We start from the raw sequence: 25,885 nt of genomic DNA on the forward strand, positions 1-25,885 counted from the left end.
GTTAGAGATAATTAGTGTGAACCAGACCAAAACAAAAATCGAGCTTGTTATTTCACAGATTGAACAACAAATTAAGAATCGCTCTTTAACTCCAGGAACCCGACTTCCCTCTGTACGTAAACTAGCCAAAGATTTAGGTTTTTCTGTTTCTACTATTGTCGAAGCTTATGAGCGATTAATTGCCCTAGGTAAAATTGAATCACGTAGTGGTTCCGGCTTTTATGTCGTGGCACCCCTTGCACCTTTAGCCTTAAGTGAATTAGGACCCAAATTAGATCGCTCTATAGATCCGTTATGGATTTCACGCCAGTCTTTAGAAGCAGAACCTAATGCGTTTAAACCCGGTTGTGGTTGGTTACCAAATGATTGGATGCCACTTGAAAGTATCCGCAAAGCATTAAGATCAGCCACACGTAGCGAAGACGATAGTTTATTGGGTTATTCTTCACCGTTAGGGCTGCCCGCATTAAGAGATCTACTGGCTAGACGGGCACAAAGTAAAGGTATAGAGGCAAACCTTAATCAAGTTCTTCTAACCGATTCAGGCACTCAAGCTATTGATCTGGTTTGTCGTTTTTTACTTAAACCAGATGATGTAGTTCTAATTGATGACCCTTGCTACTTTAACTTTCATGCTCTACTTAAAGTTCATCAAGTTAAAGTTATTGGTATTCCCTACACTCCAAATGGCCCAGACTTAGAGGCATTTAAAGAAGCTATCGAGAGCTATAACCCTCGGCTTTATATTACAAATTCCGGAATACACAACCCAACTGGTGCAACACTCTCACTCTCGACAGCTCATCAATTATTAAAGTTGATTGATCAGTCTAATTTAATTGTGATTGAAGACGATATCTTCTCAGATTTTGAATATACTCCCGCTCCACGACTTGCAGCCCTAGACAACCTTTCACGCGTGATTTTTATTGGAAGTTTCTCTAAAACGCTCTCTGCTTCTATTCGCTGCGGCTATATTGTTGCGAAACCAGAATGGATTGATCAGATTGCCGATTTAAAAATAGCCACCAGTTTTTCTCACAATGGACTCTCAGCCAAGATTTTACACACAGCTTTAACCGATGGTTCATATCGTAAGCATCTAGATTTATTAAAAGTTCGTTTAGCTCAAGCCATGCAAGAAACAATCGCGAAGCTTAAATCGATTGGGATAGAACCGTGGATTGAGCCCAAGGCCGGAATTTTTGTGTGGTGTCGTCTACCGGAAGGTGTAGATGCAGCGAAGATTGCTCAGTTTTGCCTGAATCGGCAAGTGATTCTCGCCCCGGGTAATGCCTTTAGCCAAGCACAATCGGCAGGTCAATTTATCCGTTTTAATATTACACAATCAAATCATGATTATATTTATAAGACCCTTGCAGAAGCGCTTCTACAAGGGTCGTTAGAGAAACAAGTTTATGCCTGTTTTTGCTTTTGTTCCATATAAGCAAAATAGCCCGGCCCAGCCGAAACCTGAACTTGTTTTGCATGTAATGGTTCACGACATACTGAACACACCATAACAGGTTCAAACTTATGTCCACATGCTTTGTGTCGATATTCCAAAGGTTTACCTAAACCTTGGTCCATCCATTTATCTGCCCAGTTCGCCATAGATAAGATAATTGGATAAAGCTCAAAGCCTTTATCTGTGAGACGATATTCAAAGCGTTCCTGACGGTCAAAATAAGGCGCTTTCACTAAAATTTCGTATTCAACCAACCGTTTTAAGCGATCAGAAAGGACATGACGAGTGACACCTAATGATTTTTGAAAGTCATCAAAACGACGAATTCCCATAAAAGCATTACGTAATATTAGCATCGTCCATCGATCACCAATCACTGATAGCATACGGGCAACAGAACAAGGCTGATCACCGATGTCATCCCATTTCATCTTTATGCTTTCCTCAATATAAAACTGGCCTACTTGCCTTATTATTTATACCCTAAACCACTTAATATGTTATATGCAATATTCAGCTTAGAAATAAGTTTTTAGTATATTTATAAAGCTTATTTTTTAAAATAACAGTCACTAAAAATAGTTATAAAATATAATTAATCCATCAGTATGGATTAATTATATACAGCTTATTTATAAGTTAATTTGAAATAAAGATCCCCTTTAGCACAGTTCCTGATGCTAGTTTTGTATTCGCAGGAATACGGACTAGACTATTGGCTTGCATAAGATTACTCAGCATATGGGACTGCTGCTTGGCCAAACTTTTCACCCTAAGTTGTCCTGCATCAAAATAAGCATACATTCGTAAAAAACGCTCACGTGCATCTTCTTTTAAATCATGCTCTAAAATTGCGGTAAACCATTCTGGTCCATGTCTATTGCCCTGCAATGCATCAAGCAAAGATTTACCGTAAACTTGCATTGCGACATATACCGCAGCCGGATTGCCCGGTAAGCCTAACAAATAACAGGAATGGCTAGCTTGTGAATTATGGTATTCGGCAAAGAATAAAGGTTTACCCGGCTTTTGTTTAACTTTCCAAAAGATTTGTTCAAACCCAACTTCGAAAGCACAGGGCCGAACAAAGTCGTAGTCTCCTACCGAAACTCCGCCAGTCGTTATAACAACATCATGGCTGTCTTTTAGCTGGTTAAAGTAATGGGTGACCTGATCTGCTTCATCTGCCACATGAATGAGTTCAACATCTAAACCATAATCTTCAAACCAAGCTTTTAGTAATGGACCATTTGCATCAAAAATTTTACCTTCAGCTAAATCTTCTGCCGTTTGAGCAACTTCATCACCTGTGACTAAAACTGCAACTTTTGGTCTACGATAAACAGTAAGTTCTTGTACACCTGCCATACTTAAAGCAGCCAAGCTTCCAATATTTAGAAACTGTCCTACTTGAGCAAGTAACTGCCCTTGCTGGATTTCTTCACCAGTAAAACGGATATCAGCTTGAGGGCGTATATGCTCCGTTAAACAAATTTCTTGAGCCGAAATAACCGATACGATTTCTTGCCGTGCTACATGCGTTGTCCCTTCAGGAATTTTGCCGCCCGTAAATATACGAATCGCCTGACCTTCACCAAGTATGTCATGACTCTCGCTTCCGGCACGAATCTCACCTGTGACTTGGAACTTTTGATTATTTAAATCTTCTGCATGGCTACAAAGTGCATAACCGTCTACCGCACTTTGAGAAAAACTTGGTAAATTAATTTCAGAGTAAATATCTTTGGCAAGATAACTACTTAGGCTATTTATTAGAGTCTTTTGAATAGAGCTTAATTTTTTAGGCTTATTAATAACTAAATCTAGCGCTTCATCTATACCGATTAATCCACGCTCAGCACCACAACCTGACATTATTCATAGCCTCCTGGATGCGGTAAATCACGGCAAACATCAAAAATATGGACTAATGCAGGTAAAATAGCGGCCATTGATTCGCTTGCTCCACCACGGCTTCCCGGTAACGTCACAACTAAAGAACGGTCAATAAACCCTGCTACTCCGCGTGACATAGCCGCGTATGGCGTGCGTTTTTGTCCAAATGAGCGAGCTGCTTCCATTAAGCCATCTAATTTACGTTCTAAAAGAGGCTCTAGCGTATCAACTGTAATGTCACGCTTACCAATTCCTGTCCCACCCACGGTCATAATACAAGCATACGATTTGGTGAGTTCTAGGACCAATTCTTTGAGATCATCTGCTTCATCAGGCAAAATTTGGTAATGGATCGGATCAAATCCAGCTTCAGTTAAAGTTTCAACTACAGATTTTCCGGCCGTATCCGGCTTTCTACCCGCTGCTACGGTATCTGACAATACAATAACAGCAGCCGAAACAGGCTGACGCAATACCCGTTTAAAATGGGATTTTCCGCCTTTTTTCTTAAGTAGTTTACATTGATCCATCCAGAGTTCTTCTGGTTCACAATGGGGCTTTAACATGTCGTAAATGGTTAAACCTGCAAGGCTTGCCGCCGTTAAAGCTTCCATTTCTACGCCAGTTGGCCCAATGGTCTCAACGACAGCAATAATTTTTACAAAGTCATGTTCCAATTCATATTCTACATCTGCCCGATAAATTGGTAGCGGATGACATAGTGGAATCAGCTCATCAGTTCTTTTTGCTGCCAAAATTCCTGCAATACGCGCTGTTTTTAATGCATCACCTTTTTCAGTGTTTCCTTGTCTTAATAATTCAATACAGTGCGGTGGTGCATATAAAATCGCTTGTGCTTCGGCAACACGATAACTTTCCGGCTTCATTCCTACGTTTTTCATTATTTATCCTAGTATTACATATTTCAGTGTGAGTGCTCATGGCCGACATGATGGTGATGTTTGTGGTCGTGCGGTGCATCCTTACGAATACAACAACCCTCCACATAATGACTTGTACCATCTGTAAAAAACTCTTCTTTAAAGACAGGTACTTCATGCTTTACACGTTCGACCGCTTCCTCACATGCCTGAAAAGCTTCACGGCGATGGGCTGCATACGCAATTGCAATAATGGCTGTTTCACCGACATCCAGATATCCAATTCGATGAACCACTCGCACATAAGATACCTGATACTTTTTCTCAATTTCTAGCTCAATTTCACGTATCATTTTTTCTGCAAGCGGTTTATACGATGTATATTTCAGCGCCTTTACCGCTTTACCTTCGTGGTGATTACGAACCGTACCCATAAAAATATCGATACCGCCACATTCAGGAAAAGACTGAATCGGATCAAAAGTATCCAAGCTTAAAGCCTGCTCTTGTATTCTTGCGAACTCTTTCATGACTCATCCTCCGGCAACGGGTGATAATAAAACCAAAGTGCATGGCTCACTTAAGACAGTTTGTCTGGTTATGACATTATCACCAATCGCACATGCACATTTTTCCATGGCTTTTGTAGATTCCGGATGCAATAAAACAATTTCATCCAATACATCTTTAACTAGACTATGACTAGGACAAACTAACAAAAGATTTTCAGGAAGCAATTTTTCAATTGCACCAAATGCTTCGACTTTAATTTGGATAGATTGTTGCATTTATCCCCCAAGCATATGCATGCTGATTTTACGGGTTTGTTGATGTTGTAAGGCATGGAAACCTTTGGCTTTATGCCAGATATAAGGATGAACCAAATTCTTTAAATTTTGGATATACACACCATATTCTGGAGTATGTTGTTTGCTTACCAACGTTTGAAGCTGAGGCTTAATATTTAAGCCTTGCGGCGCAAATAAACAATTATATAGTTCGCCTTTTGCGGTAAGCCGTATACGGTCACATTGGTGGCAAAATGAATGCGTAATTGTGGAAATAATTCCTAAATGGTAGCTACCGTTAATTAGATATTGACGCGCTGGCTCATGTTGCTGCTCGATGACTTGTACCGAATAATACGGTTGCAATACCTGTAAAATTTCAGCCTCACTTACCACATCTTTATTTGACCAAAGTGCATCACCATCAAGCGGCATAAACTCGATAAAACGCAAAGGAATATGATGAGCAATTGACCATTTCACCATAGGTAAGATTTGATCATCATTTCTATCTTTCATTAACACGCAGTTAATTTTAAAAGGTAATCCTACTTCTTTTGCAGCTTGTATCCCCTCTAAAACAGGCTCCAATTTTTTCTTGGTCAACTCTTTAAACTGAACAGGATCTAAACTATCTAAACTAATGTTTAAATCATCTAATCCAGCATCTTTTAGCTGCTTGGCATGTTTAGCAAGGTAATGACCATTGGTAGTCATCGATATACGTTTTAAACCTAAACTTTTTAAAGACTGTAGATCTCGAATGAAATGAACAATACCTTGACGCATTAATGGTTCACCACCCGTAATGCGAATACTTTGGATACCTTGCTGCACCATAAAATAACAAAATTGAAAGAGCGCTTCAAAACTAAGCAAGTCTTGTTTATTTAACCATTCTGGATGCTCAGGCATGCAATATACACACTTAAAATTACAGCGATCAGTTACAGAAATTCGTAACTTACGCTTGATACGCCCATATTGATCTTGCAGAAGGCTTGGCGCAGTTTCAGAGTGATATTGTTTCATCATTTGCACTCATATCGAGAACAGTTCAAATATTGCGAGCACCGATTATGAACAATCAAATACAAAAAATTGCGCCTAAATAGTGCTTTGTTTTTTATGCAAAATTTGTTCCAGCTCTACTTATCTTCCATAATATTTAACTTTTTATAGGTTTTTCACCGCACCGTCTCAAGAACGATTTAAAAATAAATCTCGAGTTAGCGCGGTAAAATCTATGTTTTACTTGATTCTATTTCTAACACTTTTCTAAACGGATGGGTACATATTTATGGTATGGCGTTTTCGACAATGGATCACAATGTTCAGCAGAAATAAGTAAGTTTAATTGTGGTCCAATTGGTTCACCATTTTGAAATCGCATACCATAGCCATGTGGAAGTGATACGACACCTCTTCTCATCCCATCATCCAACTCAATAGCTACCTGAATTTCTCCATGCGCTGAGATACATTTAAGCTGCCCCCCTGCATCCACATTTAAGTGTCTTGCATCTTCAGGATGAATACGCAGTGCACCTTCTGCATCTACTTTTCGCCAAGCAGGGTCACGGTAAATCTGGTTAGCGTTGTAACTACGGCGTTCACCTGACAAAAGGATGAAAGGAAACTCTTCAACATTAACGTTATGGCTTTTCAAGCTTGCGAGTTCACTTAACATCTCGGGAATTGCAAGACGTATTTTCTTATCTTTATAAGCTACCAGTTTCCAGACTTCGTCATATTCATGTTGCGATAAAACCATACCTGAACGTTGCTTTAATATCTGCTCAAATAGTTTGACACCTTGTGTTAACGGATTACCTTTATAACCTGCACGGCGTACTGCTTTGGTATGTAAAACAGCATATTGAATAGATAGCGGCAATAAAAAAGCAACTGAATCTGCAGAATTGCCAAGTCGTTTGCCAAGAGTTCGATAAATGATAGAGGCAGCAAAAGGGATATATTTTTTATGTCGTGCTAAGGTAAGTCCTAGCGCCGACAAGTAGGGTAAGTAGGCTGTTTTTTTCGAGTCGACCGCAGCTATTTTTTCTAAAATTGGAAAATTCTTCGGAATAGCATTCATAGCTTCCAGTAATCGAGTATAAATTTCGGCTTCCGGTAAAGTGTTTGCTTGAGCAGCCAATACGGGATGACGCAGGTGAAAACCATTCTTAGGAAATTCCAAGTTAAAACCAGTAAATTCCCATTTTTCAAACTGAGTATGAGCAGGCAAAATATAGTCGGCGAGTCTCGCGGTTTCTGTCATCGCAACATCAACTACCACCAGCAAATCTAAGGCTTTGAAGGCTTCCTCAAAGGCAGGTGTGTCAGGGTAAGTTAATAGTGGATTACAACTATCTACAAACACAGCACGAATTCGCTTTTCCCCTGCTTTAAGGATTTCATCGGGTAAAATATTAGGTGGGAAAAACCCGGAAATCGGGAACATTTTATGATAAACGCTACGTCGATATTTTGGTTTTCTTTCATCCGTATCGGTCAAAATTGGAATAAACATGGTATGCAAATTATTGGTACCCTGTTTTCCAAAGTTCCCTGTCAGCAAGTATAAAAGCTTTTCTAAATAACCATTTAATGTTGTATTCAAAGTATGTTGAATACCTAAATCGATACGTACACAGCCTCTTTTTGCCTTGGCAAAATCTCGAACAACCTGATAAATCAAATCGACAGGTACATCAGCTTTAGCAATATAGTCTTCAATCGGGACATGGTTAAATGCAGCTTTTACTTCTTCAAACCCATGTGTATGCTGCTCAATAAACGCTGCATCATAAAGCTTTTCTTTAATAATGATTGCAATCATGGCCGACATTAAAAAAGCATCTGTTCCCGGTTTTAGCTGCACGTGAATGTCTGCTTGTTTTGCCGTTTCAGTAACACGCGGGTCGAACACCACCATGGTTCGGTTCGGATCTTTCTTAATATGTTTTAGCGTGTCTCGTGCGTTGGGAATACCATGTGCCTGAAACGGGTTCGTTCCAATAAAAAGTACGTAATCTGCATGTTCAACATCTTCTGTAGTATGGCAAGCCTGACTACCGAACAGGCGGCCATTGAGCCAGAAATCACCTGTTTTTTCTTGGGCAAGTGAGTTATATGCATAATAACTTTTCATAGCCAATAAAAGTTGTCGGCCATAAGCTGCACCGAGGTGGTTACCCTGTCCACCGCCCCCAACCGAAGCAAAAGCAGTGCCGCCAAATTTATCTCTAATCTGAACCAATTGATTGGCAATTTCTTGTATCGCCACATCCCAACTAATTTCTTGAAACGAGCCATCTGGTTGGCGTTTTAAAGGTGCGGTCAAACGGTCTGCATGTTTCTGATAATGCTGTAATCTTGCGGCTTTTTGGCAAATGTAACCTTGAGAAAATGGATGCTCAGGATTACCTTTAATTTTGACAAATTGGTTATCTTTAATTTCTACGCTCAAACCGCAGTTTCTTGAACATAAAATACATGCGGTCACATCTGTTTTACTTTGCTGAGCTGCAGCTGCGTCCATCATTTTTCTGGCTCCGTTTATTTTTATACATCTGGCTAGAATGAAAATAACAAGTTCCAAAATAGAACTTAAATTCTAAACAGTCAATAACTCAAAATTTAAAAAATGATTTCAGATTATCAATGTAAATTTTAAATCGATATGATTGAAGTTCTAATTTGTCGAAAAAATCTCTTTAAATGCTTTAATTTGTTTGTATTGTTGAAGTTCATCTAAAGAATTAATGCTATGGAAAAATAAGTTCTGCTTTTGAAAAATGGCTACTTGTGCATGTAAAAGTTTAAAGCAATTTTTTAAACTCAATTGTTGCTTATCAATTTGCTGCTCTAGAACCTCTAAACTTTCACGTTTTAACAAACAAAATGGGTATAAAGCATCTCCGTTAATTGAAACGTAAGCTGCCTGAGCCTGTTTATTTTTCCGAAGAGCGCTGTGTAATTTCGCAACGACTTGTGTAGGTATGTAGGTCACATCACAAGGAATAAACAAAACATAATCTGCCTTTACATGTGACCATGCACTTTTCATCCCCATAAGCGGGCCGAAAAAACCGGAAGCATCATCTTGAAAACATTTAATATCGGGCACAATACTTTGATAGATTGAATAGTCTCGATGACTATTCACCCAAATTTCAGATACTGAAGATTTTAGCTTTTGGTGAATCTTAAGAAGTTGCGTATCGCCATCGAATTGCTGCAACAGCTTATTTAAACCATTCATACGGCGGGCTTGTCCACCCGCCAGAATGACCAGATCAGTTATGGGATATCCCTTATTCACACTTCTACCTCTTGCTGGCAAGCTTTAATTAAGCCACGGATTTCAGGTAAACATGATCCACAATTGCCACCAGCTTTTAAACAAGCAGTGACCTGTTTTTCATGGGTAATGTTTTGTGTTTTTATTGCTTCGATAATTTTATTCTTACCTACTTTAAAACAACTACACACCAAAGGCCCATCATTATTGGTAGCCGACATTGGCATACCTGCTAGTAAAGCTTTACGGTGCAAGGCGCTCAAACGTTCTCGTTTAAACAGACTTGCTACCCAGTCACGGTCTGGCAATAAATCTGGCGGTGCAATATATAGACTTGCAATTACAATGCCATCTTTCAAAATAATACTATGGCTCAGTTGTGAAGAAATATCTTCTATGCTTAACCATTCAAAGGTTTCATCAGCAAATGGCAAAAAGCTTTTCAGATTCTTTTGAGTATCATGAAAAGTTTGGCGGTCTGCAAGTTCATAGCGATTGGTTTTCACCATTTTGACTTTAGTCCACCATGCACAGTGATGTAGCGATTCTTGAATGTGCGAATCGTATCCTTCACGAATATAGAGCACGCCTTGCCAAGTGGTATAGAACGGCTGAATGGTTACAGGCGTATGTTTGAACTCGGGCTCACCTGAAATTGCATCAACTTCTGGATTCACGACTTTACCAATACGCGCGTCGGATGCGACCTGTTCAGTCCAGTGAATCGGTGCAAAAATTTGCCCACGACGGACACCTGATGAGAATGTCACGCGCAGTACACAACTGCCCCATTTCGAACGAACTTCTACCAAGCCTTGATCACGCACACCAAACTTCAATGCATCACTTGGATGAATCTCACAGAATGGTTCAGCACGATGACTAGTTAAATTTGGCGACAAACCAGTACGGGTCATGGTATGCCATTGATCACGAATACGCCCCGTGTTCAAAATGAGCGGATAATCTTCTGAAATTGCATGTACCGGATTAGTTGCAACAGTCGGAATTAGTTTTGCCTTGGTGTTTTTGTGACTAAACTGGCCCTTGCCAAACAGTTGTTGAACAGCTTTAGCGTCTTGGTTTTTATCCCATACTGGCCATTGCACTGGTTGTAGAGCGTCGTACTCAGCAGTACTTAGGCTCATTAAACCTTTTAAGTTGAAATAACGGAACGTATCAGTTTGCTCACGTGCTTCAATGTCCGCATTATCTTGTGCTGACAAAGCAGCATGTTCATTAAAAATATCAACAGCACTATTAAAGTCAAAACCTTTAAAGCCTAATTTTTTCGCAACTTGACTCACTGACCACCAATCCGCTTTTGCTTCACCCGGCGCAGGTAAAAAAGCACGTTGACGTGAAATACGACGCTCAGAGTTAGTAACGGTTCCGTCTTTTTCACCCCAACCTAAAGCTGGAAGCAAAATATCGGCGTAAGCCGTAGTATCCGTATCGGCACAGATATCTGACACAACGACCAATTCGCATTTCTCTAAAGCACGTTTCACCTGATCGGCATCTGGTAAACTTACCACTGGATTGGTTGCCATAATCCAGATGGCTTTAATTTTTCCAGCTTCAACAGCACGGAACAAATCAACTGCTTTTAAGCCAGCTTGAGTTGCAATAAATGGGCTGTTCCAAAAGGTTTGCACTAGTTTTTGGTGCAAGGGATTATCCAAATCCATATGGGCAGCCAGCATATTAGCTAAGCCACCCACTTCTCGGCCCCCCATAGCATTGGGCTGGCCTGTCATTGAAAATGGTGCAGCGCCGAGCTTTCCAATTTTGCCTGTTAGTAAGTGACAGTTAATAATGCTGTTAGCTTTATTCACGCCCTGACTTGATTGATTCACACCCATTGAAAATAGCGTGATTACCTTTTCAGTCTGCGCAAATTTCTCAAAGAACTGCTGTAATTTGTCTAAAGAAATACCACTGCGTTTGGCAACATAGGCAATATCCGTTTCTTGCTGACTACTTGCCAAAACCTCTTGCAAACCTTCAGTATAGGCATCCACAAAAGCCTGATCGGCATGACCATTTTGATATAAATATTGGAATAGACCGTTGAACAATGCGACATCTTGGCCCGGTAAAATCGGTAAATGTAAATCCGCTTGCTCACAAGTACTGGTAAAACGTGGGTCAATCACCACAACAAACATATCTGGATTGTGGCTTTTAGCCTGCATAATCCGCTGATACAGCACAGGATGGCACCATGCGGTATTGGAACCAACCAAAACCACCATATCTGCATGTTCAAAATCTTCATAACTTGCAGGCACAATATCTTCACCGAAACTACGTTTGTGACCTGCCACTGCAGATGACATGCAAAGACGTGAGTTGGTATCGATATTTGCAGTGCCCAAATAGCCTTTTACAAACTTGTTCACCACATAATAGTCTTCAGTCAAAAGCTGACCTGAAACATAAAATGCAATGCTGTCACGACCATATTGATCGATACAAGACTGGAATTTATCGGCAATTTTATTGATTGCTGCATCCCATGTCGTTACAGTCCGATGTGGCTTACGACCAAACATCGGTTGAAGTAGACGTGTTTCTAACCCCAAAGTATCCGCAAGTCGGCTACCTTTAATACATAAGCGCCCGAAGTTGGAAGGATGCTCAGCATCCCCCTCAACTTGCACCACAGGTCCTTGCGGTTTTTGTTGAACGTTTACACTAACACCACAACCTACACCGCAATATGGACATGTTGTTTTAGTTGTTTTTGCAACATGGTCGGAGCTATCGATTTCAACGCTTGGAATACTATTCATAACTGCTCCTTTCCCTATTTAGCCTGCATTTTTTAATGCAAAATCTCGACCAAATAGCAGCTTATTTCTAAATGAAGAAACAGGAGTTTGATCTGCAATTAACTCTGCATACCACATGCCATCTTCAGTATCACCGAACAGTACTGCACCGATTACCCGATCGTTTTGAATGATAATGCGTTTATAAATCTGGCGTTTTTCATCGTTTAAAATAATGTCTTCATAATCATCTTTCGGTTCAAAATTGCCCGCAGAGAATACATCGACACCACTGACTTTTAACTGAGTCGGTACGGTTGGCGCTTTAAAAGTTAAGCTGCCGTGCTCTGCTAAATGGGTCGCGCAAATAAAAGCTTGGCCCCACAGTGGTTCAACCAAACCGAAAGTTTGACCACGGTGTTCGATACACTCACCCACGGCATAAATACTTGGGTCAAATGTTTGCATGGTGTCATTCACCAATACACCACGGTTACAACGTAATCCTGCACTTTGCGCCAAAGCAATATTCGGACGGATACCTACAGCAAACACCACAAGGTCAGCATCTAACACTGTGCCATCTTTCAAACGGATTTGTTTAACATGACCGTTTTCATCACCGATTAACGCTTCGGTATTGGCTTCGGTAATGATTTGAATGCCTTTTTGCTCAATGCTATGACGAAGTAATTGACTCGCACGCCCATCAAGTTGACGTTCCATAATACGGTCCATCAAATGTAGAACTGTGACATTCATACCACGTTGCTTTAATCCATAGGCAGCTTCTAAACCCAGCAAACCGCCACCAATCACGACTGCATTATTTTTTGAACCACAGTATTCAATCATGGTGTTAACGTCATAAATATCACGGAAAGTTAACACCCCTTTTAGGTCAACACCTTGAACTGGTGGAATAAATGGTGCCGAGCCTGTTGCCAGAATCAAACGGTCATAATCAACTGTCTGGCCTTTTTCGGTGTAAACCACTTTACGCGGACGATCAATTTTTACGGCTTTATCACCAGCAATAAATTTAATGCCTTTATCGTCGTACCACTTCGGTGGATGCAACATAATGTCTTCAATGGTTTTTTCACCCGATAAAACCGGAGACAACATAATACGGTTATAGTTACCCCATGGTTCTTCACCAATCACCGTAACTTCATAACGGTCTGGTGCCATATCAAGTAAATCTTCCAGACAACGCATCCCTGCCAAACCATTTCCGATCAGCACCAGTCTAAGTTTGTCTTGTGATACACCTGTATTGGTAATATAAGTTTTTTGCGGCACCGCGTTGACCCAAACACGGCCATCAACAATTTTGCTCGGATAAACCGCTAATTTTTGGTCTTTATCTTCTAAACAACGGCCCGTAGCTAAACTGAAATGTTGTTTATAAATTGGTGATGCAACGACGCGTTCGCCTTGTAAATCACCAATAATCCCACGACTCATCACATTCGCTTGGCTAAATGGATCTTTATTGCTCAGTACATAAACACGTTTTTCATGCCCCACACGGAAGATTGCAACCGCTTGACCGCCCACTAGCGCTCCTGCACCAGTGTTGGGGGTTAAATCATCGAGGGCACAAACGTCAATCCATTGATCATCAGGAAGCATATTTTTGTCTTGTACAATATTCATAGAAACTCTCCTTTATGCTTCAACCATTGGAATACGGTCTTCTGAACGTTCAGCTTCGGTTAATGGACGGATTTGACCACGTTCAGTTGTAAATTGAATGTGTGGATCGGCCTGTTCATTTGCTCCTGCGTTGATATACGTTTGGAAGCGTTTACGCACCTCAGGGTTTTCGACAGCTGTACGCCATTCATCTTGATATGTACCAATAATGTGTTCCATACGGCGCTCAAGCTCGGCAGCTAAACCAAGAGAGTCATCAACGATCACAGATTTAAGGTAGTCTAGACCGCCTTCCATGTTGTCACGCCATACACTGGTACGTTGTAAACGGTCTGCCGTTTGAATGTAGAACATAAAGAAACGGTCGATATAACGAATAAGTGTTTCTTTATCGAGGTCAGATGCAAGTAATTCTGCATGACGCGGTTTCATACCACCGTTACCACATACATAAAGGTTCCAACCCTTTTCAGTGGCAATCACGCCTACATCTTTACCTTGCGCTTCCGCACACTCACGTGTACAGCCAGACACTGCCATTTTCAATTTATGTGGTGAACGCAAACCTTTGTAGCGGTTTTCAAGTTCAATCGCCAAACCAACCGAGTTATCTACCCCGTAACGGCACCAAGTGCTACCTACACAAGATTTCACTGTACGCAACGACTTACCATAGGCATGACCAGACTCAAAACCCGCAGCATTTAACTCTTCCCAAATAAATGGAAGTTCATGAACTTGGGCACCAAACATATCAACACGTTGACCACCAGTAATTTTGGTGTACAAGTTATATTTCTTCGCAATTTGACCAATCGCAATTAAGCCATCCGGAGTGACTTCCCCGCCTGCCATACGCGGTACAATTGAGTAAGAGCCATCTTTTTGAATGTTACCTAGGTAGTAGTCGTTACTGTCTTGCAGACCTGCATGACTTGGCTTAAGTACGAAATCATTCCAGCAAGATGCCAAAATATTTGCTGCCGCCGGTTTACAAATATCACAACCTAAACCATGACCATGTTGATGAATTAAATCATCAAATGTCTTGATTTCATTGACACGAACCAAGTGATACAACTCTTGACGCGAGTACGGGAAGTGTTCGCAAATGTGATTATTAACAGTCACACCTTGACGTTGTAACTCTGACTTCAATACTTGAGTCACTAATGGTGCACAACCACCACATGCTGTTGCTGCTTTGGTGCATTTCTTTAATGCACCTAAAGAGGTCGAACCATCGCTAATTGCTTGGCAGATGTCTGCTTTTGATACGTTGTTACATGAACAAATAGTCGCGCTGTCTGGCAGCAAATCGACTCCGCTGCCACCAGATTTTGCTGCTGATTGCTCAAAACCCGGCATGATTAAACTTTCAGGCACTTCCGGTAAAGCCAGACCATTCAACATCATTTGTAAAAGGTCGTTGTATTCTTTGGCATCACCCACTAAAACCGCGCCAAGCAATTTGGTTTTGTCGGCATTTACAACAATCTTTTTATAAACCAGTGCATGTTCATCTGCATAGAAATAGCTTAATGCACCTGGGGTCATGGCATGTGCATCACCAACAGAAGCAACATCAACGCCCATCAACTTCAACTTGGTGCTCATGTCTGCGCCAGCGAAGCAATGACACTCTTCATCTAAAATGTGTTTTGCTGCAATACGCGCCATGTCATAGCCCGGTGCAACCAAGCCATAAATTTTATTTTGCCAAAGCGCACATTCACCAATGGCATAAATGTTTTGATCTGATGTTTGGCAATAATCATTAATTACAATACCGCCACGCTCACCAATCGCAAGTCCGCTATTACGCGCTAATTCATCCCGTGGGCGGATCCCCGCAGAGAATAAGATCACATCAGTTTCGAGTTCACTACCGTCGGCAAACTTCATCACATGAGTGGTATTTACCCCAGACTCAATAGACTGAGTCGCTTTTTGTGTATGGACTTTTACACCTAAATCTTCAATTTTACGGCGTAAAACCTTGCCCCCTAAGTCATCAATTTGAACTGCCATCAAACGTGGTGCAAACTCAACAACGTGTGTTTCTAAATCTAAATCACGTAATGCTTTGGCTGCCTCAAGTCCAAGTAAACCACCGCCAATTACTACGCCTGTTTTAGCCTTTAAACTTGCTGCACGAATGGCATCTAGATCTTCAATGGTACGGTAAACAAAACAGTTCTCGCGGTCATTACCCGGAATTGGCGGAACAAATGCATATGAACCAGTCGCCAGCACCAACTTGTCATAGCTAATCACATCACCATGATTGGTTGTTACGGTTTGTGCAGCTGTATCAATCGCCACTGCTTTAGTATTTAAACGCAGGTCAATGCCATACGCATCAGCAAAATCAAAGCGTGCTAAAGATAAATCTTTTGCCGATTTCCCTGAGAAGTATTCAGTCAAATGTACGCGGTCATATGCGATACGAGGTTCTTCTGCAAGAATTGTGATTTCCAATTCATCATCTGCTTTTTCTAAAATGGCTTCGATGAATTTGTGGCCCACCATACCATGACCGATCATTACCAATTTCATAGTGTTTCTCCTCAAATCACGTTGCTTTTAAGCTGCGTACTTGCGTTCTCAAATAGACATTGTTGTTTTGCCTTGTGCTCTACCGAGAAACGTATCAACATCACAAAGCGTATAGCTGCTTGGAACCCATTTTTTCCACTCGTTGACGACACCCAATGCATAGCAAAGTCATAAAAACAAATAAAAAAAGCGAGCCCCCTCATACGGAAGGCTCGCATCGCTGAAACTGAAAAATTAGTTAATTCAGATGTAACTTTTTTATGCAATAAAAATAAAGACATAGCCTTCACTCCGACTGAACGTAAATTTTCTGTGTGTACAGTTGCACTCACAAATTCGATCAGAACGGACATCGTTGGCCGTCTTTAAAACTTATGGTCGTCTTCGACCTGTAATTAACTAAGCATTTTGCATGCCAATTCTTTTTAAAATTAATATTAATAATTTTTTATTATTATTTTCAAATACTTAAAATAAAACCCATTTTTATCCAAAAAGAATATTTAATTTTCCCTGCACTATTGCTGCTCGTCTATATGGTTTAAACAAAAATAAGTCTTGCCACAAAATGAATCGCTTTTTTGCACCAATATTGATCAAAACAATGCATTAGCATAGTAAAGGACCACTCATGCCTGTTTTTTTGTTTAATTTTGGATGGCACTAATCTTGCTTAAAAATTGATAACAAAAAACGCGTCGAATTGGCGCATTTTCTTAGCCTGATTTTCTGAACTTATGCCAAAACTCAAAATAGCTCTTATCGATGATGATCATGCGCGGGCCGACTATATAAAAAATAGTCTGCTTGAAAATGACTTTGAAGTGGTTGCCTGCCTTACTTTGGACCACTTAAATATTTTTCGTCTTGAAGATTTACAAGCCGATGTCATCTTGCTCGATATGGATCATCCCCATCGTGACATTATTGAAAGTTGTGTGAGTAGCTATGACCTACCAACTGTTCTATTCACTAAAAATTCAGATAAAGACACCATCAAACAAGCTATAGATGCAGGCGTAACGGCTTATATTGTAGATGGCATAGACCCCGCTCGCTTACATACCATTTTAGAGATTTCAATTGAGCAATATAAAAAACATAAAAAGCTCGAAGGTGACTTAAAAGAAGCTCAAACCAAACTGGCAGATCGTAAAGATGTTGAAAAGGCCAAAGTGCTACTCATGCAACTGCACGGCTTACCTGAAGACACAGCTTTTCAATTACTCAGAAAAAATGCCATGAGTCACCGTATAACGATTGGAGAAATGGCACGGCGTTTACTTGACGCTCAAAAATTACTAAATGATCAACTAAAGGATGAATAAATGAGCAAATTAGAAAAGACTCAATTGCAACTCGGCTATATTCCTTTACTTGATTGCATCGCTTTACTTTGGGCAAAGCAGCAAGGTTTCTTCGAAGAAGTCGATTTAGAAGTTACTTTAGTCAAAGAAGCATCATGGGCAAGTCTACGCGACCGTTTAGCTTTTGGTTTATTAGATGCTGTACATTGTTTATCTGCGATGCTCCCTGCAGCAGCAATGGGTGCAGACCAAATTGGTATTGCACTGCAAACCCCGCTCGTTTTAAGTAAAAACCGTGCTTTTATCAGCTTAAGCCAAAAATTAATTCATCAACTGGCTATTAAAGAAAATGATAATGCACAAACTACCGCCCAAAAAGTTACTCAATACATTGAGCAAGATCATACTCTTTCTCTAGCCCATGTATTTAAACATTCAATCCATCATTATTGTTTAAGAGAATGGCTTGCTTTGGCAGACTCTAGAATAGCTCAAACGCTCAAACTCAAAGCACTTCCGCCACCGTATATGGTCGAAGCTTTAGATAACCATGTGATTGATGGTTTTTGTGTGGGAGAGCCTTGGAATACTCAAGGAGAACTTTTAGGCTTAAGTAAAATCGTCTGCTCAAGTCAAGACATTATTCCCAATGTGGCAGATAAAGTTCTCGCAGTAACTCAAGAATGGGCTGAACAACATCCTCAAACCTTAGTTGCCCTTACAACGGCAATTATGAAAGCTCAAAAAGAATTGAGTAATTTAAAAGATTTTGCACCTGTCTTAAAGTTATTGGTCGAGTTCGGGATTGTCCGATTTCACTGTTCTGAAGAAGTGCATGTCGATAAATATTATATGATTCAAAATATTGTAAAGCACTTGGTTAAAGAAAATGCGGCTCCACAACCTGAAGATTTCCATTGGTTATTTCAGCAAATGCAAAAATGGGAAAAACTTCAATTAGCCCCTGATCAAATCATAGAACTGAGTGCACAATGCATTAATCTCGATTGCTACAATCAAGCCAAACTCTAAAAAATACTTAAACACATTATAAAAAAAGCTGTCTTTATTAACAAAGACAGCTTGAAAGACCCATAAGACAAATGCGTTATACGCATTACTACATTTAAAAGACTCAACTCATCCATTAAATATAGCTCTTATGTTTCCGATCATAACCAGTTAAAACTTATCATTTTCAGACATTTCCATATCAATAACTGACATTTCATAGATTTTATCTCCCACCTATAATTTCGACGAACAGCTGAAACTCCCCTAGATATCAGCCCGTAATTTTGTTAACTTGATTATGTTACAAATTCAAAATGCAGATTTTAGCTAATGAGTAAGGGGATGAAATCATGAAAGATATCTCACACCGTGAAGTTTATGCACTGGTTGATATTAATAATTGCTATGTCAGCTGTGAGCGTCTTTTCAACCCTAAACTCAATGATAAACCTGTAGTTGTTTTATCTAATAACGATGGATGTGTGGTCTCACGTAGTGAAGAGGCAAAACTTTTAGGAATAAAAATGGGAATACCTTGGTTCCAAATTGAAAAAGATGCTTTACAAGCAGGCGTTCAAGTCTATTCAAGCAACTACACTTTATATGCCGAGATGTCCCGCCGTTTTTTTGCTGTTCTCGGTGAGTTTTTCTCTCCAGATGATTTAGAAGCCTACTCTATAGATGAATGCTTTATTCATCTCACCCCTTACCTCCAATCTATCGATATCTCTGACTACTGCAACAAAGTGAGAAACACTCTCCTAAAATGGTTAGGCTTACCTTGTTGCATTGGAATTGGATATTCAAAGACACAAGCTAAACTTGCCAATCACTATGCTAAGAAAATTAAAAGTTTTAAAGGAGTATGTAATTTCATCACCTTAGATCCATTAATTATGGAAGACCTCATGCAACAGACATCAGTCAAAGAGGTATGGGGAATCGGCTATCAATTAGTCAAACAGCTACAAAGTTATGAGGTGTACACATGCCTAGACTTAACTTTTGCCAATGAACACCATATGGCAAAGGCATTTTCTGTGGTCATGGCACGCACTATTCGTGAGCTAAAAGGCCAATCCTGTATTCAACTTGATGATCCAGCTATTCCAACGAAACGGATTTTAGCATCACGAAGTTTTGCTCAAGCTTTATCCAGTATTGAGATTATTAAACAAGCACTTATCTTTCACCTTAATCGGGCACATCGCCGTTTAATGAAACAAGAACAACTTTGTGCCTGTGTTCAAGTTATGCTTTATGAAAAAACCGACAAACCACCCTATAAAAAAGCCACATCTCAAGCAATTGGTCTTCATTATGCAACAGATGATTTATGCATACTTACTAAAGCAGCGATGCAGCAAATTGATGTTTTATATAAAGAAAATAAAAGTTATATAAAAATTGGAGTATTATTTTGTGGTCTACACGCACGTCAGCAACATATTGATGATTTATGGCAACCTCTGGAACTTATTCATCAAAGACAACAATTGATGGAAACTTTAGGTACAGTCCGTAAGCGCTTTGGTAGCCACTATTTACAAGTTGGATATCACTCACGTAATCCATCTTGGCAAATGAAACAATGTCATCGCTCAAAAAATTACCTAACACGCTGGAATGAGATGTTAACGATTGAAGATGCTTATACCACCGTTACACAAAATACATGAACTGTTTTTGTCAATTCGGTTTAAAATAAGCTCCGTTAAATTACTTGAAATTTTGTCATTTTTTAACATTGCTAATTCGTCGCAAAATTTACAATATATAAGCCGAATTTGGTGTACCCTTTCTGCGACAATTAAAAGAAATTATAAAAAACTTGTAGAAACATATGCCATAATAAGCAAACTTTGCAGACATCTTGCAAAGATTATTTGCAACTTTAGAGCTGGAGCAATCTGAATGAGTTCGACCATTTTGGTAATTCATGGACCGAATTTGAATTTGCTGGGAAAACGCGAACCAGAAGTATATGGTCATCTTACCCTAGACAATATCAACCAACAACTTATTGCTCAAGCTGAACAAGCCTCAATTACACTAGATACTTTTCAAAGCAACTGGGAAGGTGCCATTGTTGACCGTATTCATCAGGCACAAACAGAAGGCGTAAAACTGATTATTATTAACCCTGCTGCCCTCACCCACACTTCAGTTGCTTTACGCGATGCCTTACTTGGCGTTGCTATTCCCTTTATTGAAGTACATTTATCAAATGTTCACGCACGTGAAGCTTTCAGACATCACTCTTATTTATCAGACAAAGCAATTGGCGTGATTTGTGGTCTAGGTGCAAAAGGTTATAGTTTTGCACTCGATTACGCTATTGAAAAAATTCAACCATCTAACCCAAACTAGTTCAGGAATAGTCGCCCATGGATATCCGCAAAATTAAGAAACTCATCGATTTAATGATTGAGTCTGACTTGCAAGCGATTGAAGTTAAAGAAGGTGATCAATCGATCGCTTTAACTCGTCGCAATCCTGTCGTTGCTGCGGCTGGTGTAGCACTTCCGGCAGCTCCTGTTGCTGAAGCACCTGTTGCAAAAACACCACGTGGAGCAGTTGAAACTTCTCCTATGGTTGGTGTGTTCTATGCTGCTCCAAGCCCAGGCGAAGCACCATTTGTCAAAGTAGGTCAAACAGTATCTGCTGGTGAGACTTTGGGTATTATTGAAGCAATGAAAATCATGAACCCGATTGAAGCAACTCAAAGCGGTGTGATTGAAGAAATTTTAGTGAAAAATGGTGAAGTGATCCAATTCGGTCAACCTTTATTCCGTTATCGCGCGTAATACCCCGGGGACATCTATGTTGCAAAAAGTTTTAATTGCAAACCGTGGTGAAATCGCTTTACGAATTACCCGGGCTTGCAAAACATTAGGAATCAAAACTGTTGGTATCTATTCAGATGCCGATAAAGATTTGATGCATTTACGTTTCGTTGATGAAGCAGTATGTATTGGTCCGGGTGCAAGTAGTGACAGCTATTTAAACATCCCGGCAATTATTACTGCTGCAGAAATTACTGGTGCCGATGCAATTCATCCAGGTTATGGCTTCCTTTCGGAAAATGCCGAGTTTGCTGAAATTGTAGAAAGCTCAGGTTTCACATTTATTGGCCCTCGCCCAGAACATATTCGTTTAATGGGTAACAAGGTTTCTGCAATTGTTGCAATGAAAAAAGCTGGCGTACCTACGGTACCTGGCTGTGACCATGCTGTAACTATCCATAACGCATTAGCTGAAGCGAAAGAAATCGGTTTCCCGCTTATTGTTAAAGCGGCAGCTGGTGGCGGTGGTCGTGGTATGCGTATTGTTGAACGTGTAGACACACTACTTGAGTCAGTTCAAGCGGCTCAACGTGATGCAGAAATGTGGTTCGGCGATGATACCGTATACATGGAACGCTTCTTACAAAAACCTCGCCATGTCGAAGTTCAAGTTTTGGGTGATGGTAATGGCCACGCGATTCATTTATATGACCGTGACTGTTCATTACAACGTCGTCACCAAAAAGTGTTAGAAGAAGCTCCTGCGCCAAATCTACCGGAACAAGCACGTGCTGATATTTTACAAGCCTGTGTACACGCATGTCAGTTAATGCAATATCGTGGTGCTGGTACGTTTGAATTCTTATTTGAAGATGGTGAATTCTTCTTCATTGAAATGAATACTCGTGTTCAGGTTGAGCACCCTGTAACTGAAATGGTGACTGGTGTTGACATTATTGAGCAGCAATTACGTATTGCAGCTGGTTTAGGCTTAGAGCTTCAACAAGAAGATATTGAAGTTCGTGGTCATGCCATTGAATGTCGTATCAATGCCGAAGATCCAACAACATTCTTACCTTCACCAGGTAAAATTGAAAGTTTCTATGCACCAGGTGGTGCGGGTATTCGTTTAGATTCTCATATCTATCCTGGATATAGCATTCCGCCATATTACGATTCAATGATTGCAAAATTGATTGCTCATGGTAAAGATCGTGAAACTTCACTTGCCCGCATGCGTCAAGCGTTAGATGAAATGATTCTTACAGGAATTAAAACCAATATTCCTTTACATAAAGATCTTATTTTGCAGGATAAAAACTTCTGTTCTCAAGCAATGGACATCCATTACCTTGAAAAACACTTGTTAAAGCAAGTGGAAGAAGAAAAGAAAGCTGAAACTGCATAATCTGCTTCATATAAAAAAGCCTCTTAAATAAGAGGCTTTTTTTATAATTTGTTTATGGCAACATTCGGCGTAAAGTTGCGAAACATTGCTCACCCTTAGCCGTTGAGCAAAAATTAATAGTATGGTCATTTTTCCATTGCACGAAATATTGAGAAATATCACCTGTCTGATCTTGCTTCTGACCAGAACAATCTACTTTATTATTATCAAACTTAATTTGCATTACTAAAGCCGATAGCTGCTCTTTAGGGTCATCAGATGGCTGATATTCATAAATACCATATGACCACTCTTCACCACTTTTAATCACCACATCGTTACTACTGCGGAAGTTGTAATACTCTACACATTTTTTATTATTTGGAATCTCCATTCCCCATAATCCCATAATTTCAGGACGCGTAACAATACGTATAGCATTAGGATTACTTGCAGTGCGAACAGGTTGTTCTGTGGGCTGTTGAGTCACTGTCTCAGCCATAGCAAAACCAGAACAAGCCAATAATAATCCCATAATATAAATATTTTTCATAGATTTATTAATCATTAAACGCATGAGTTTAAGTTAGCACATTTTTTTAGAAAAACATTGTTTCATAACCATATAAAAACAATATTTTTCAACCGTAACGAACCGATACTTCTCATCAAACAATTTCTATCTTTAACTCTGTATTCCTAACAATTTTTATCACTATTTAATCTAAGAAACTGACTTTTCGATTTGTTTAGGTAACCAATAGACAAAGCACAAACCAAATAGAACCACTAAAGCGGCGATCATAAAAATATGCTCACCCGTAAGAATTTTCCAGTAATGACCAGCCAAAATACTTCCGAACGCCACTCCAAGTCCCCACATGGTGCTATAAAAAGCCTGACCTCGACCTTGTTGCCCTATTGAAAAGTTTTGAAAGATAAGCCGCATTGCGATGAGATGAAATAAGCCAAAACTAAAGGCGTGTAGGCACTGTGCAAATAACTGACCTATGAAATAGTGAGAGAAAATAGCAACTAATAACCAGCGTATACTTGTCAAAATCAAACATACTGCTACAAGGCTACGCCAAGAAAAATATTTAAAAAACGTAGTTGCATATGCAAACATCACAATTTCAGAAACCACGCCCATAGCCCATAAAAAGCCAATTTCCGTTGTACTAAAATTTAACGATTTCAGAAAATTGCTATAGAAGCTATAAAAAGGTGCATGTGAAAAAAGAAGAATAAACTCAATTGTGAAAAAAGCAGCAACTTCAGGACGTTTCAGCACAGGCAATAAAGGTTGTAAATGCTTTTGTGAAGTTGGGGCCCCTTCTGGTTCACGTATCGTAAATGCCCAAATAAATGCTAAGGAGGCAATGATAAGCAATAATATAGGCAACATTGAAATCGGAATGATTTCTAAAATTGCCCCTATTGTAAATACACCTACAATAAACCCAACTGATCCCCATTTTCGAATCTTGCCATAAAGTTTCGCCCTTTGGTCTCCTAACCAAAATAAAGTTACTCCTTCAAATTGAGCTAAAATAGCGTTTTGGAAAAAACTAAAAATAAGCATCAGTAAAGCGACGGACTGAAAGGTATTAGGAATTATAAAAATAGCCAACCATATACATGCCTCCATCCATGTGGCAATCCGCACTAATAGCATTCTTTTACCGGATTTATCGGCGATCCAGCCCCAAACCAAAGGGGCAAAGAAGCGCGTCACAATAGCAATAGAAGATAAAATACCTATCTCTTGATAATTAAACCCCTGATCTTGGAGATATAAATTCCAATACGGCATAAATGTGCCAACAATGGAATAATAAAAGAAGTAGAATCCGCCTAATCTGGTTTGGATTGTAAATGGTGGGAACAAGACGTGAACCTTTGTATTTTCAATAGGTTAAAAATTTCAGATAGCTGTATATGAATGTATTCATTTGCTCACACTTATAGGATGCATGTTTTTAAGCCCCATACATATCAACTTACTGACTTTCGTAATTCTATCATTTCCCACAGATGCAAATAATGTATTAAATGAAATACTTCAGGTTATTAGTTTATAGATGGGCTGGATTTAAAGTATTAAAAAAGCCTATTCATATGTGAATAGGCTTTTTAGTTTTTATCAATTATTCGTCTTACTATGAATACAAGTTATGCTAACTTCTTTGCTTCTAAGTAGTGAATATCAGCAATTTGTGCATCCCAAAACTCATTCCATAAAGCACAATAATCCATACAAAGCGTTGTTAAGCTCTCATGGTCTTCTTTAGTTATTGCTTGCGCTAACGCAAACCAGAGATCATCTTCATGATCATCATCTGCTGCTTCTGAGGTTTCGTCAGTAGATACCCCATGAACATGGTAATAGCCGCCACCTTCAACATCCACGCCAATGGCTTTAGTCGCTTCACGAAGTGGTGGGCTAAAAAGAATCACTTCTTCTTCCGCCACTGCAAGTAAAGCAACTACTTTAATATAACTATCATAAGATGATTCTAGAAAATTTCTTACCTGATCTGCAATTTTTGAAGGTTGATACTCTCTACGGTCCTTCTCACTCAAACCATAATCATTTAATAAATCTTCATATAAAGGATAATGTGCATACTCCGGATTACCTAGATAATAATTGTCTGAGTCTGTTCCTGGTCTAAAACCAAATTCATCAAGTACATTTAAACTTAATAAAACACGTGGAAACATTTTAGCTCCAGAATGGAGTTTAGGCTCCAATTGTTTTGTCTGGAACTGGGCCATTAATAAGGCATCAGTAAAAATCTGAACAATCGCATGACGATATTCTAAATGAATTCTTGTTAAAGTGAATTTATCAAGCAATCCATTATTTAAAACTTCGATCGCCGGATGTTTACATACTGGTAATTCAGCAATTCTCGCTCTTAATTGTTTGAGAAATTTTAGATTTTCTTCCCACTGTTCTGTAGGAATACTATTCTTCATCCCCAGTAATGCCTTTTGTCTTGGATTATCGAAATCTTCAAATTTTTTTGACATAATCATTCTCAATAA

At 39.5% G+C, this 25,885-nt stretch carries 22 protein-coding genes and 1 pseudogene; 7 read left to right on the forward strand and 16 right to left on the reverse strand.

Going from position 1 to position 25,885, the window contains the following annotated elements; genetic code table 11:
• Nucleotides 1-16 precede the first annotated feature (16 nt).
• On the forward strand, nt 17-1,447 hold the full coding sequence (locus G9371_RS13105) for a PLP-dependent aminotransferase family protein (RefSeq protein WP_165471276.1): 1,431 nt from the start codon (nt 17-19) through the stop codon (nt 1,445-1,447).
• Here the strand turns inward: G9371_RS13105 and G9371_RS13110 are convergent.
• From G9371_RS13110 to G9371_RS13165, 12 genes are all read right to left on the reverse strand, one after another.
• The gene (locus G9371_RS13110; protein ID WP_000870671.1) at nt 1,417-1,899 is read right to left on the reverse strand and encodes a winged helix-turn-helix transcriptional regulator; all 483 of its coding nucleotides are present in this window, start codon (nt 1,897-1,899) and stop codon (nt 1,417-1,419) included. The two genes, G9371_RS13105 and G9371_RS13110, sit on opposite strands and share 31 nt — an antisense overlap.
• A 208-nt stretch (nt 1,900-2,107) precedes the next feature.
• On the reverse strand, nt 2,108-3,343 hold the full coding sequence (locus G9371_RS13115) for a molybdopterin molybdotransferase MoeA (RefSeq protein WP_029424738.1): 1,236 nt from the start codon (nt 3,341-3,343) through the stop codon (nt 2,108-2,110).
• Nucleotides 3,343-4,266, reverse strand: a complete 924-nt coding sequence (gene moaCB / locus G9371_RS13120; protein ID WP_000799976.1) for a bifunctional molybdenum cofactor biosynthesis protein MoaC/MoaB — start codon at nt 4,264-4,266, stop codon at nt 3,343-3,345. Before moaCB ends, G9371_RS13115 begins: the two co-directional genes overlap by 1 nt.
• A 23-nt stretch (nt 4,267-4,289) precedes the next feature.
• A complete protein-coding gene (locus tag G9371_RS13125) occupies nt 4,290-4,775 on the reverse strand; it encodes a molybdenum cofactor biosynthesis protein MoaE (protein ID WP_004840953.1) in 486 nt (161 codons plus the stop codon).
• A gap of 3 nt (nt 4,776-4,778) precedes the next feature.
• Nucleotides 4,779-5,033, reverse strand: a complete 255-nt coding sequence (locus G9371_RS13130; protein WP_001187658.1) for a MoaD/ThiS family protein — start codon at nt 5,031-5,033, stop codon at nt 4,779-4,781.
• Entirely contained in the window at nt 5,034-6,074 is a 1,041-nt protein-coding gene (moaA, locus tag G9371_RS13135; protein ID WP_085943446.1) for a GTP 3',8-cyclase MoaA, read from the reverse strand.
• 226 nt (nt 6,075-6,300) lie between these two features.
• Nucleotides 6,301-8,580, reverse strand: coding sequence for a molybdopterin-dependent oxidoreductase (locus tag G9371_RS13140; protein ID WP_029424737.1), 2,280 nt, complete (start codon nt 8,578-8,580; stop codon nt 6,301-6,303).
• Between the two features lie 150 nt (nt 8,581-8,730).
• Complete coding sequence (locus G9371_RS13145; RefSeq protein ID WP_001032653.1) at nt 8,731-9,360, reverse strand: molybdenum cofactor guanylyltransferase; 630 nt, start codon at nt 9,358-9,360, stop codon at nt 8,731-8,733.
• A complete protein-coding gene (locus G9371_RS13150) occupies nt 9,357-12,137 on the reverse strand; it encodes a nitrate reductase (RefSeq protein WP_029424736.1) in 2,781 nt (926 codons plus the stop codon). Before G9371_RS13150 ends, G9371_RS13145 begins: the two co-directional genes overlap by 4 nt.
• A gap of 18 nt (nt 12,138-12,155) precedes the next feature.
• A complete protein-coding gene (gene nirD / locus G9371_RS13155; protein WP_001028490.1) occupies nt 12,156-13,778 on the reverse strand; it encodes a nitrite reductase small subunit NirD in 1,623 nt (540 codons plus the stop codon).
• Nucleotides 13,779-13,790: 12 nt separating this feature from the next.
• Complete coding sequence (gene nirB / locus G9371_RS13160) at nt 13,791-16,337, reverse strand: nitrite reductase large subunit NirB (protein WP_000780171.1); 2,547 nt, start codon at nt 16,335-16,337, stop codon at nt 13,791-13,793.
• Nucleotides 16,338-16,348: 11 nt separating this feature from the next.
• On the reverse strand, nt 16,349-16,690 hold the full coding sequence (locus tag G9371_RS13165; RefSeq protein WP_029424735.1) for a hypothetical protein: 342 nt from the start codon (nt 16,688-16,690) through the stop codon (nt 16,349-16,351).
• Nucleotides 16,691-17,074: 384 nt separating this feature from the next.
• Here G9371_RS13165 and G9371_RS13170 point away from each other — a divergent pair, with 384 nt between their 5' ends.
• Nucleotides 17,075-17,665 (forward strand): ANTAR domain-containing response regulator, encoded by a 591-nt coding sequence (locus G9371_RS13170; protein ID WP_001125253.1) that lies wholly within the window; start codon nt 17,075-17,077, stop codon nt 17,663-17,665.
• A complete protein-coding gene (locus G9371_RS13175; RefSeq protein WP_029424734.1) occupies nt 17,666-18,676 on the forward strand; it encodes an ABC transporter substrate-binding protein in 1,011 nt (336 codons plus the stop codon).
• Nucleotides 18,677-18,697: 21 nt separating this feature from the next.
• Here G9371_RS13175 and G9371_RS13180 read toward each other — a convergent pair.
• Nucleotides 18,698-18,792, reverse strand: a pseudogene (locus tag G9371_RS13180) (hypothetical protein); the annotation flags it as partial.
• Between the two features lie 216 nt (nt 18,793-19,008).
• Between G9371_RS13180 and G9371_RS13185 the strand changes: the two are divergent.
• The 4 genes from G9371_RS13185 (at nt 19,009) to accC (ending at nt 22,852) form a co-directional block, all read left to right on the forward strand.
• Complete coding sequence (locus G9371_RS13185; RefSeq protein WP_029424733.1) at nt 19,009-20,337, forward strand: Y-family DNA polymerase; 1,329 nt, start codon at nt 19,009-19,011, stop codon at nt 20,335-20,337.
• A gap of 235 nt (nt 20,338-20,572) precedes the next feature.
• Nucleotides 20,573-21,028 carry a type II 3-dehydroquinate dehydratase gene (aroQ, locus tag G9371_RS13190; RefSeq protein WP_000099412.1) on the forward strand — a complete coding sequence of 152 codons (456 nt, stop codon included), beginning with the start codon at nt 20,573-20,575 and terminating at the stop codon, nt 21,026-21,028.
• Between the two features lie 17 nt (nt 21,029-21,045).
• A complete protein-coding gene (gene accB, locus G9371_RS13195; RefSeq protein ID WP_000354611.1) occupies nt 21,046-21,465 on the forward strand; it encodes an acetyl-CoA carboxylase biotin carboxyl carrier protein in 420 nt (139 codons plus the stop codon).
• 16 nt (nt 21,466-21,481) lie between these two features.
• Nucleotides 21,482-22,852 carry an acetyl-CoA carboxylase biotin carboxylase subunit gene (accC, locus tag G9371_RS13200; RefSeq protein ID WP_000939648.1) on the forward strand — a complete coding sequence of 457 codons (1,371 nt, stop codon included), beginning with the start codon at nt 21,482-21,484 and terminating at the stop codon, nt 22,850-22,852.
• Nucleotides 22,853-22,904: 52 nt separating this feature from the next.
• On the opposite strand, the gene G9371_RS13205 is transcribed toward accC, so the two are convergent.
• From G9371_RS13205 to G9371_RS13215, 3 genes are all read right to left on the reverse strand, one after another.
• The gene (locus tag G9371_RS13205) at nt 22,905-23,408 is read right to left on the reverse strand and encodes a hypothetical protein (RefSeq protein WP_001238663.1); all 504 of its coding nucleotides are present in this window, start codon (nt 23,406-23,408) and stop codon (nt 22,905-22,907) included.
• Between the two features lie 147 nt (nt 23,409-23,555).
• Nucleotides 23,556-24,722, reverse strand: coding sequence for an MFS transporter (locus G9371_RS13210; RefSeq protein WP_199958369.1), 1,167 nt, complete (start codon nt 24,720-24,722; stop codon nt 23,556-23,558).
• 284 nt (nt 24,723-25,006) lie between these two features.
• Nucleotides 25,007-25,870, reverse strand: a complete 864-nt coding sequence (locus G9371_RS13215; protein ID WP_029424732.1) for an iron-containing redox enzyme family protein — start codon at nt 25,868-25,870, stop codon at nt 25,007-25,009.
• Nucleotides 25,871-25,885 lie beyond the last annotated feature (15 nt).

The sequence above is a fragment of the Acinetobacter sp. EKM10A genome (assembly GCF_011075215.1).
Taxonomy (GTDB): Bacteria; Pseudomonadota; Gammaproteobacteria; order Pseudomonadales; family Moraxellaceae; genus Acinetobacter; species Acinetobacter baumannii.

What these genes read in the sequence shown, in the direction of transcription:
- accC (WP_000939648.1), top strand. Translation starts at nt 21,482, where the DNA reads ATGTTGCAAAAAGTTTTAATTGCAAACCGTGGTGAAATCGCTTTACGA.
- nirD (WP_001028490.1), bottom strand. Translation starts at nt 13,778, where the DNA reads ATGAATATTGTACAAGACAAAAATATGCTTCCTGATGATCAATGGATT.
- G9371_RS13125 (WP_004840953.1), bottom strand. Translation starts at nt 4,775, where the DNA reads ATGAAAGAGTTCGCAAGAATACAAGAGCAGGCTTTAAGCTTGGATACT.
- G9371_RS13175 (WP_029424734.1), top strand. Translation starts at nt 17,666, where the DNA reads ATGAGCAAATTAGAAAAGACTCAATTGCAACTCGGCTATATTCCTTTA.
- G9371_RS13215 (WP_029424732.1), bottom strand. Translation starts at nt 25,870, where the DNA reads ATGTCAAAAAAATTTGAAGATTTCGATAATCCAAGACAAAAGGCATTA.
- G9371_RS13170 (WP_001125253.1), top strand. Translation starts at nt 17,075, where the DNA reads ATGCCAAAACTCAAAATAGCTCTTATCGATGATGATCATGCGCGGGCC.
- G9371_RS13150 (WP_029424736.1), bottom strand. Translation starts at nt 12,137, where the DNA reads ATGAATAGTATTCCAAGCGTTGAAATCGATAGCTCCGACCATGTTGCA.
- aroQ (WP_000099412.1), top strand. Translation starts at nt 20,573, where the DNA reads ATGAGTTCGACCATTTTGGTAATTCATGGACCGAATTTGAATTTGCTG.
- G9371_RS13110 (WP_000870671.1), bottom strand. Translation starts at nt 1,899, where the DNA reads ATGAAATGGGATGACATCGGTGATCAGCCTTGTTCTGTTGCCCGTATG.
- nirB (WP_000780171.1), bottom strand. Translation starts at nt 16,337, where the DNA reads ATGAAATTGGTAATGATCGGTCATGGTATGGTGGGCCACAAATTCATC.
- G9371_RS13165 (WP_029424735.1), bottom strand. Translation starts at nt 16,690, where the DNA reads ATGTCCGTTCTGATCGAATTTGTGAGTGCAACTGTACACACAGAAAAT.
- G9371_RS13115 (WP_029424738.1), bottom strand. Translation starts at nt 3,343, where the DNA reads ATGTCAGGTTGTGGTGCTGAGCGTGGATTAATCGGTATAGATGAAGCG.
- G9371_RS13140 (WP_029424737.1), bottom strand. Translation starts at nt 8,580, where the DNA reads ATGATGGACGCAGCTGCAGCTCAGCAAAGTAAAACAGATGTGACCGCA.
- G9371_RS13185 (WP_029424733.1), top strand. Translation starts at nt 19,009, where the DNA reads ATGAAAGATATCTCACACCGTGAAGTTTATGCACTGGTTGATATTAAT.
- accB (WP_000354611.1), top strand. Translation starts at nt 21,046, where the DNA reads ATGGATATCCGCAAAATTAAGAAACTCATCGATTTAATGATTGAGTCT.
- G9371_RS13205 (WP_001238663.1), bottom strand. Translation starts at nt 23,408, where the DNA reads ATGCGTTTAATGATTAATAAATCTATGAAAAATATTTATATTATGGGA.
- G9371_RS13130 (WP_001187658.1), bottom strand. Translation starts at nt 5,033, where the DNA reads ATGCAACAATCTATCCAAATTAAAGTCGAAGCATTTGGTGCAATTGAA.
- moaCB (WP_000799976.1), bottom strand. Translation starts at nt 4,266, where the DNA reads ATGAAAAACGTAGGAATGAAGCCGGAAAGTTATCGTGTTGCCGAAGCA.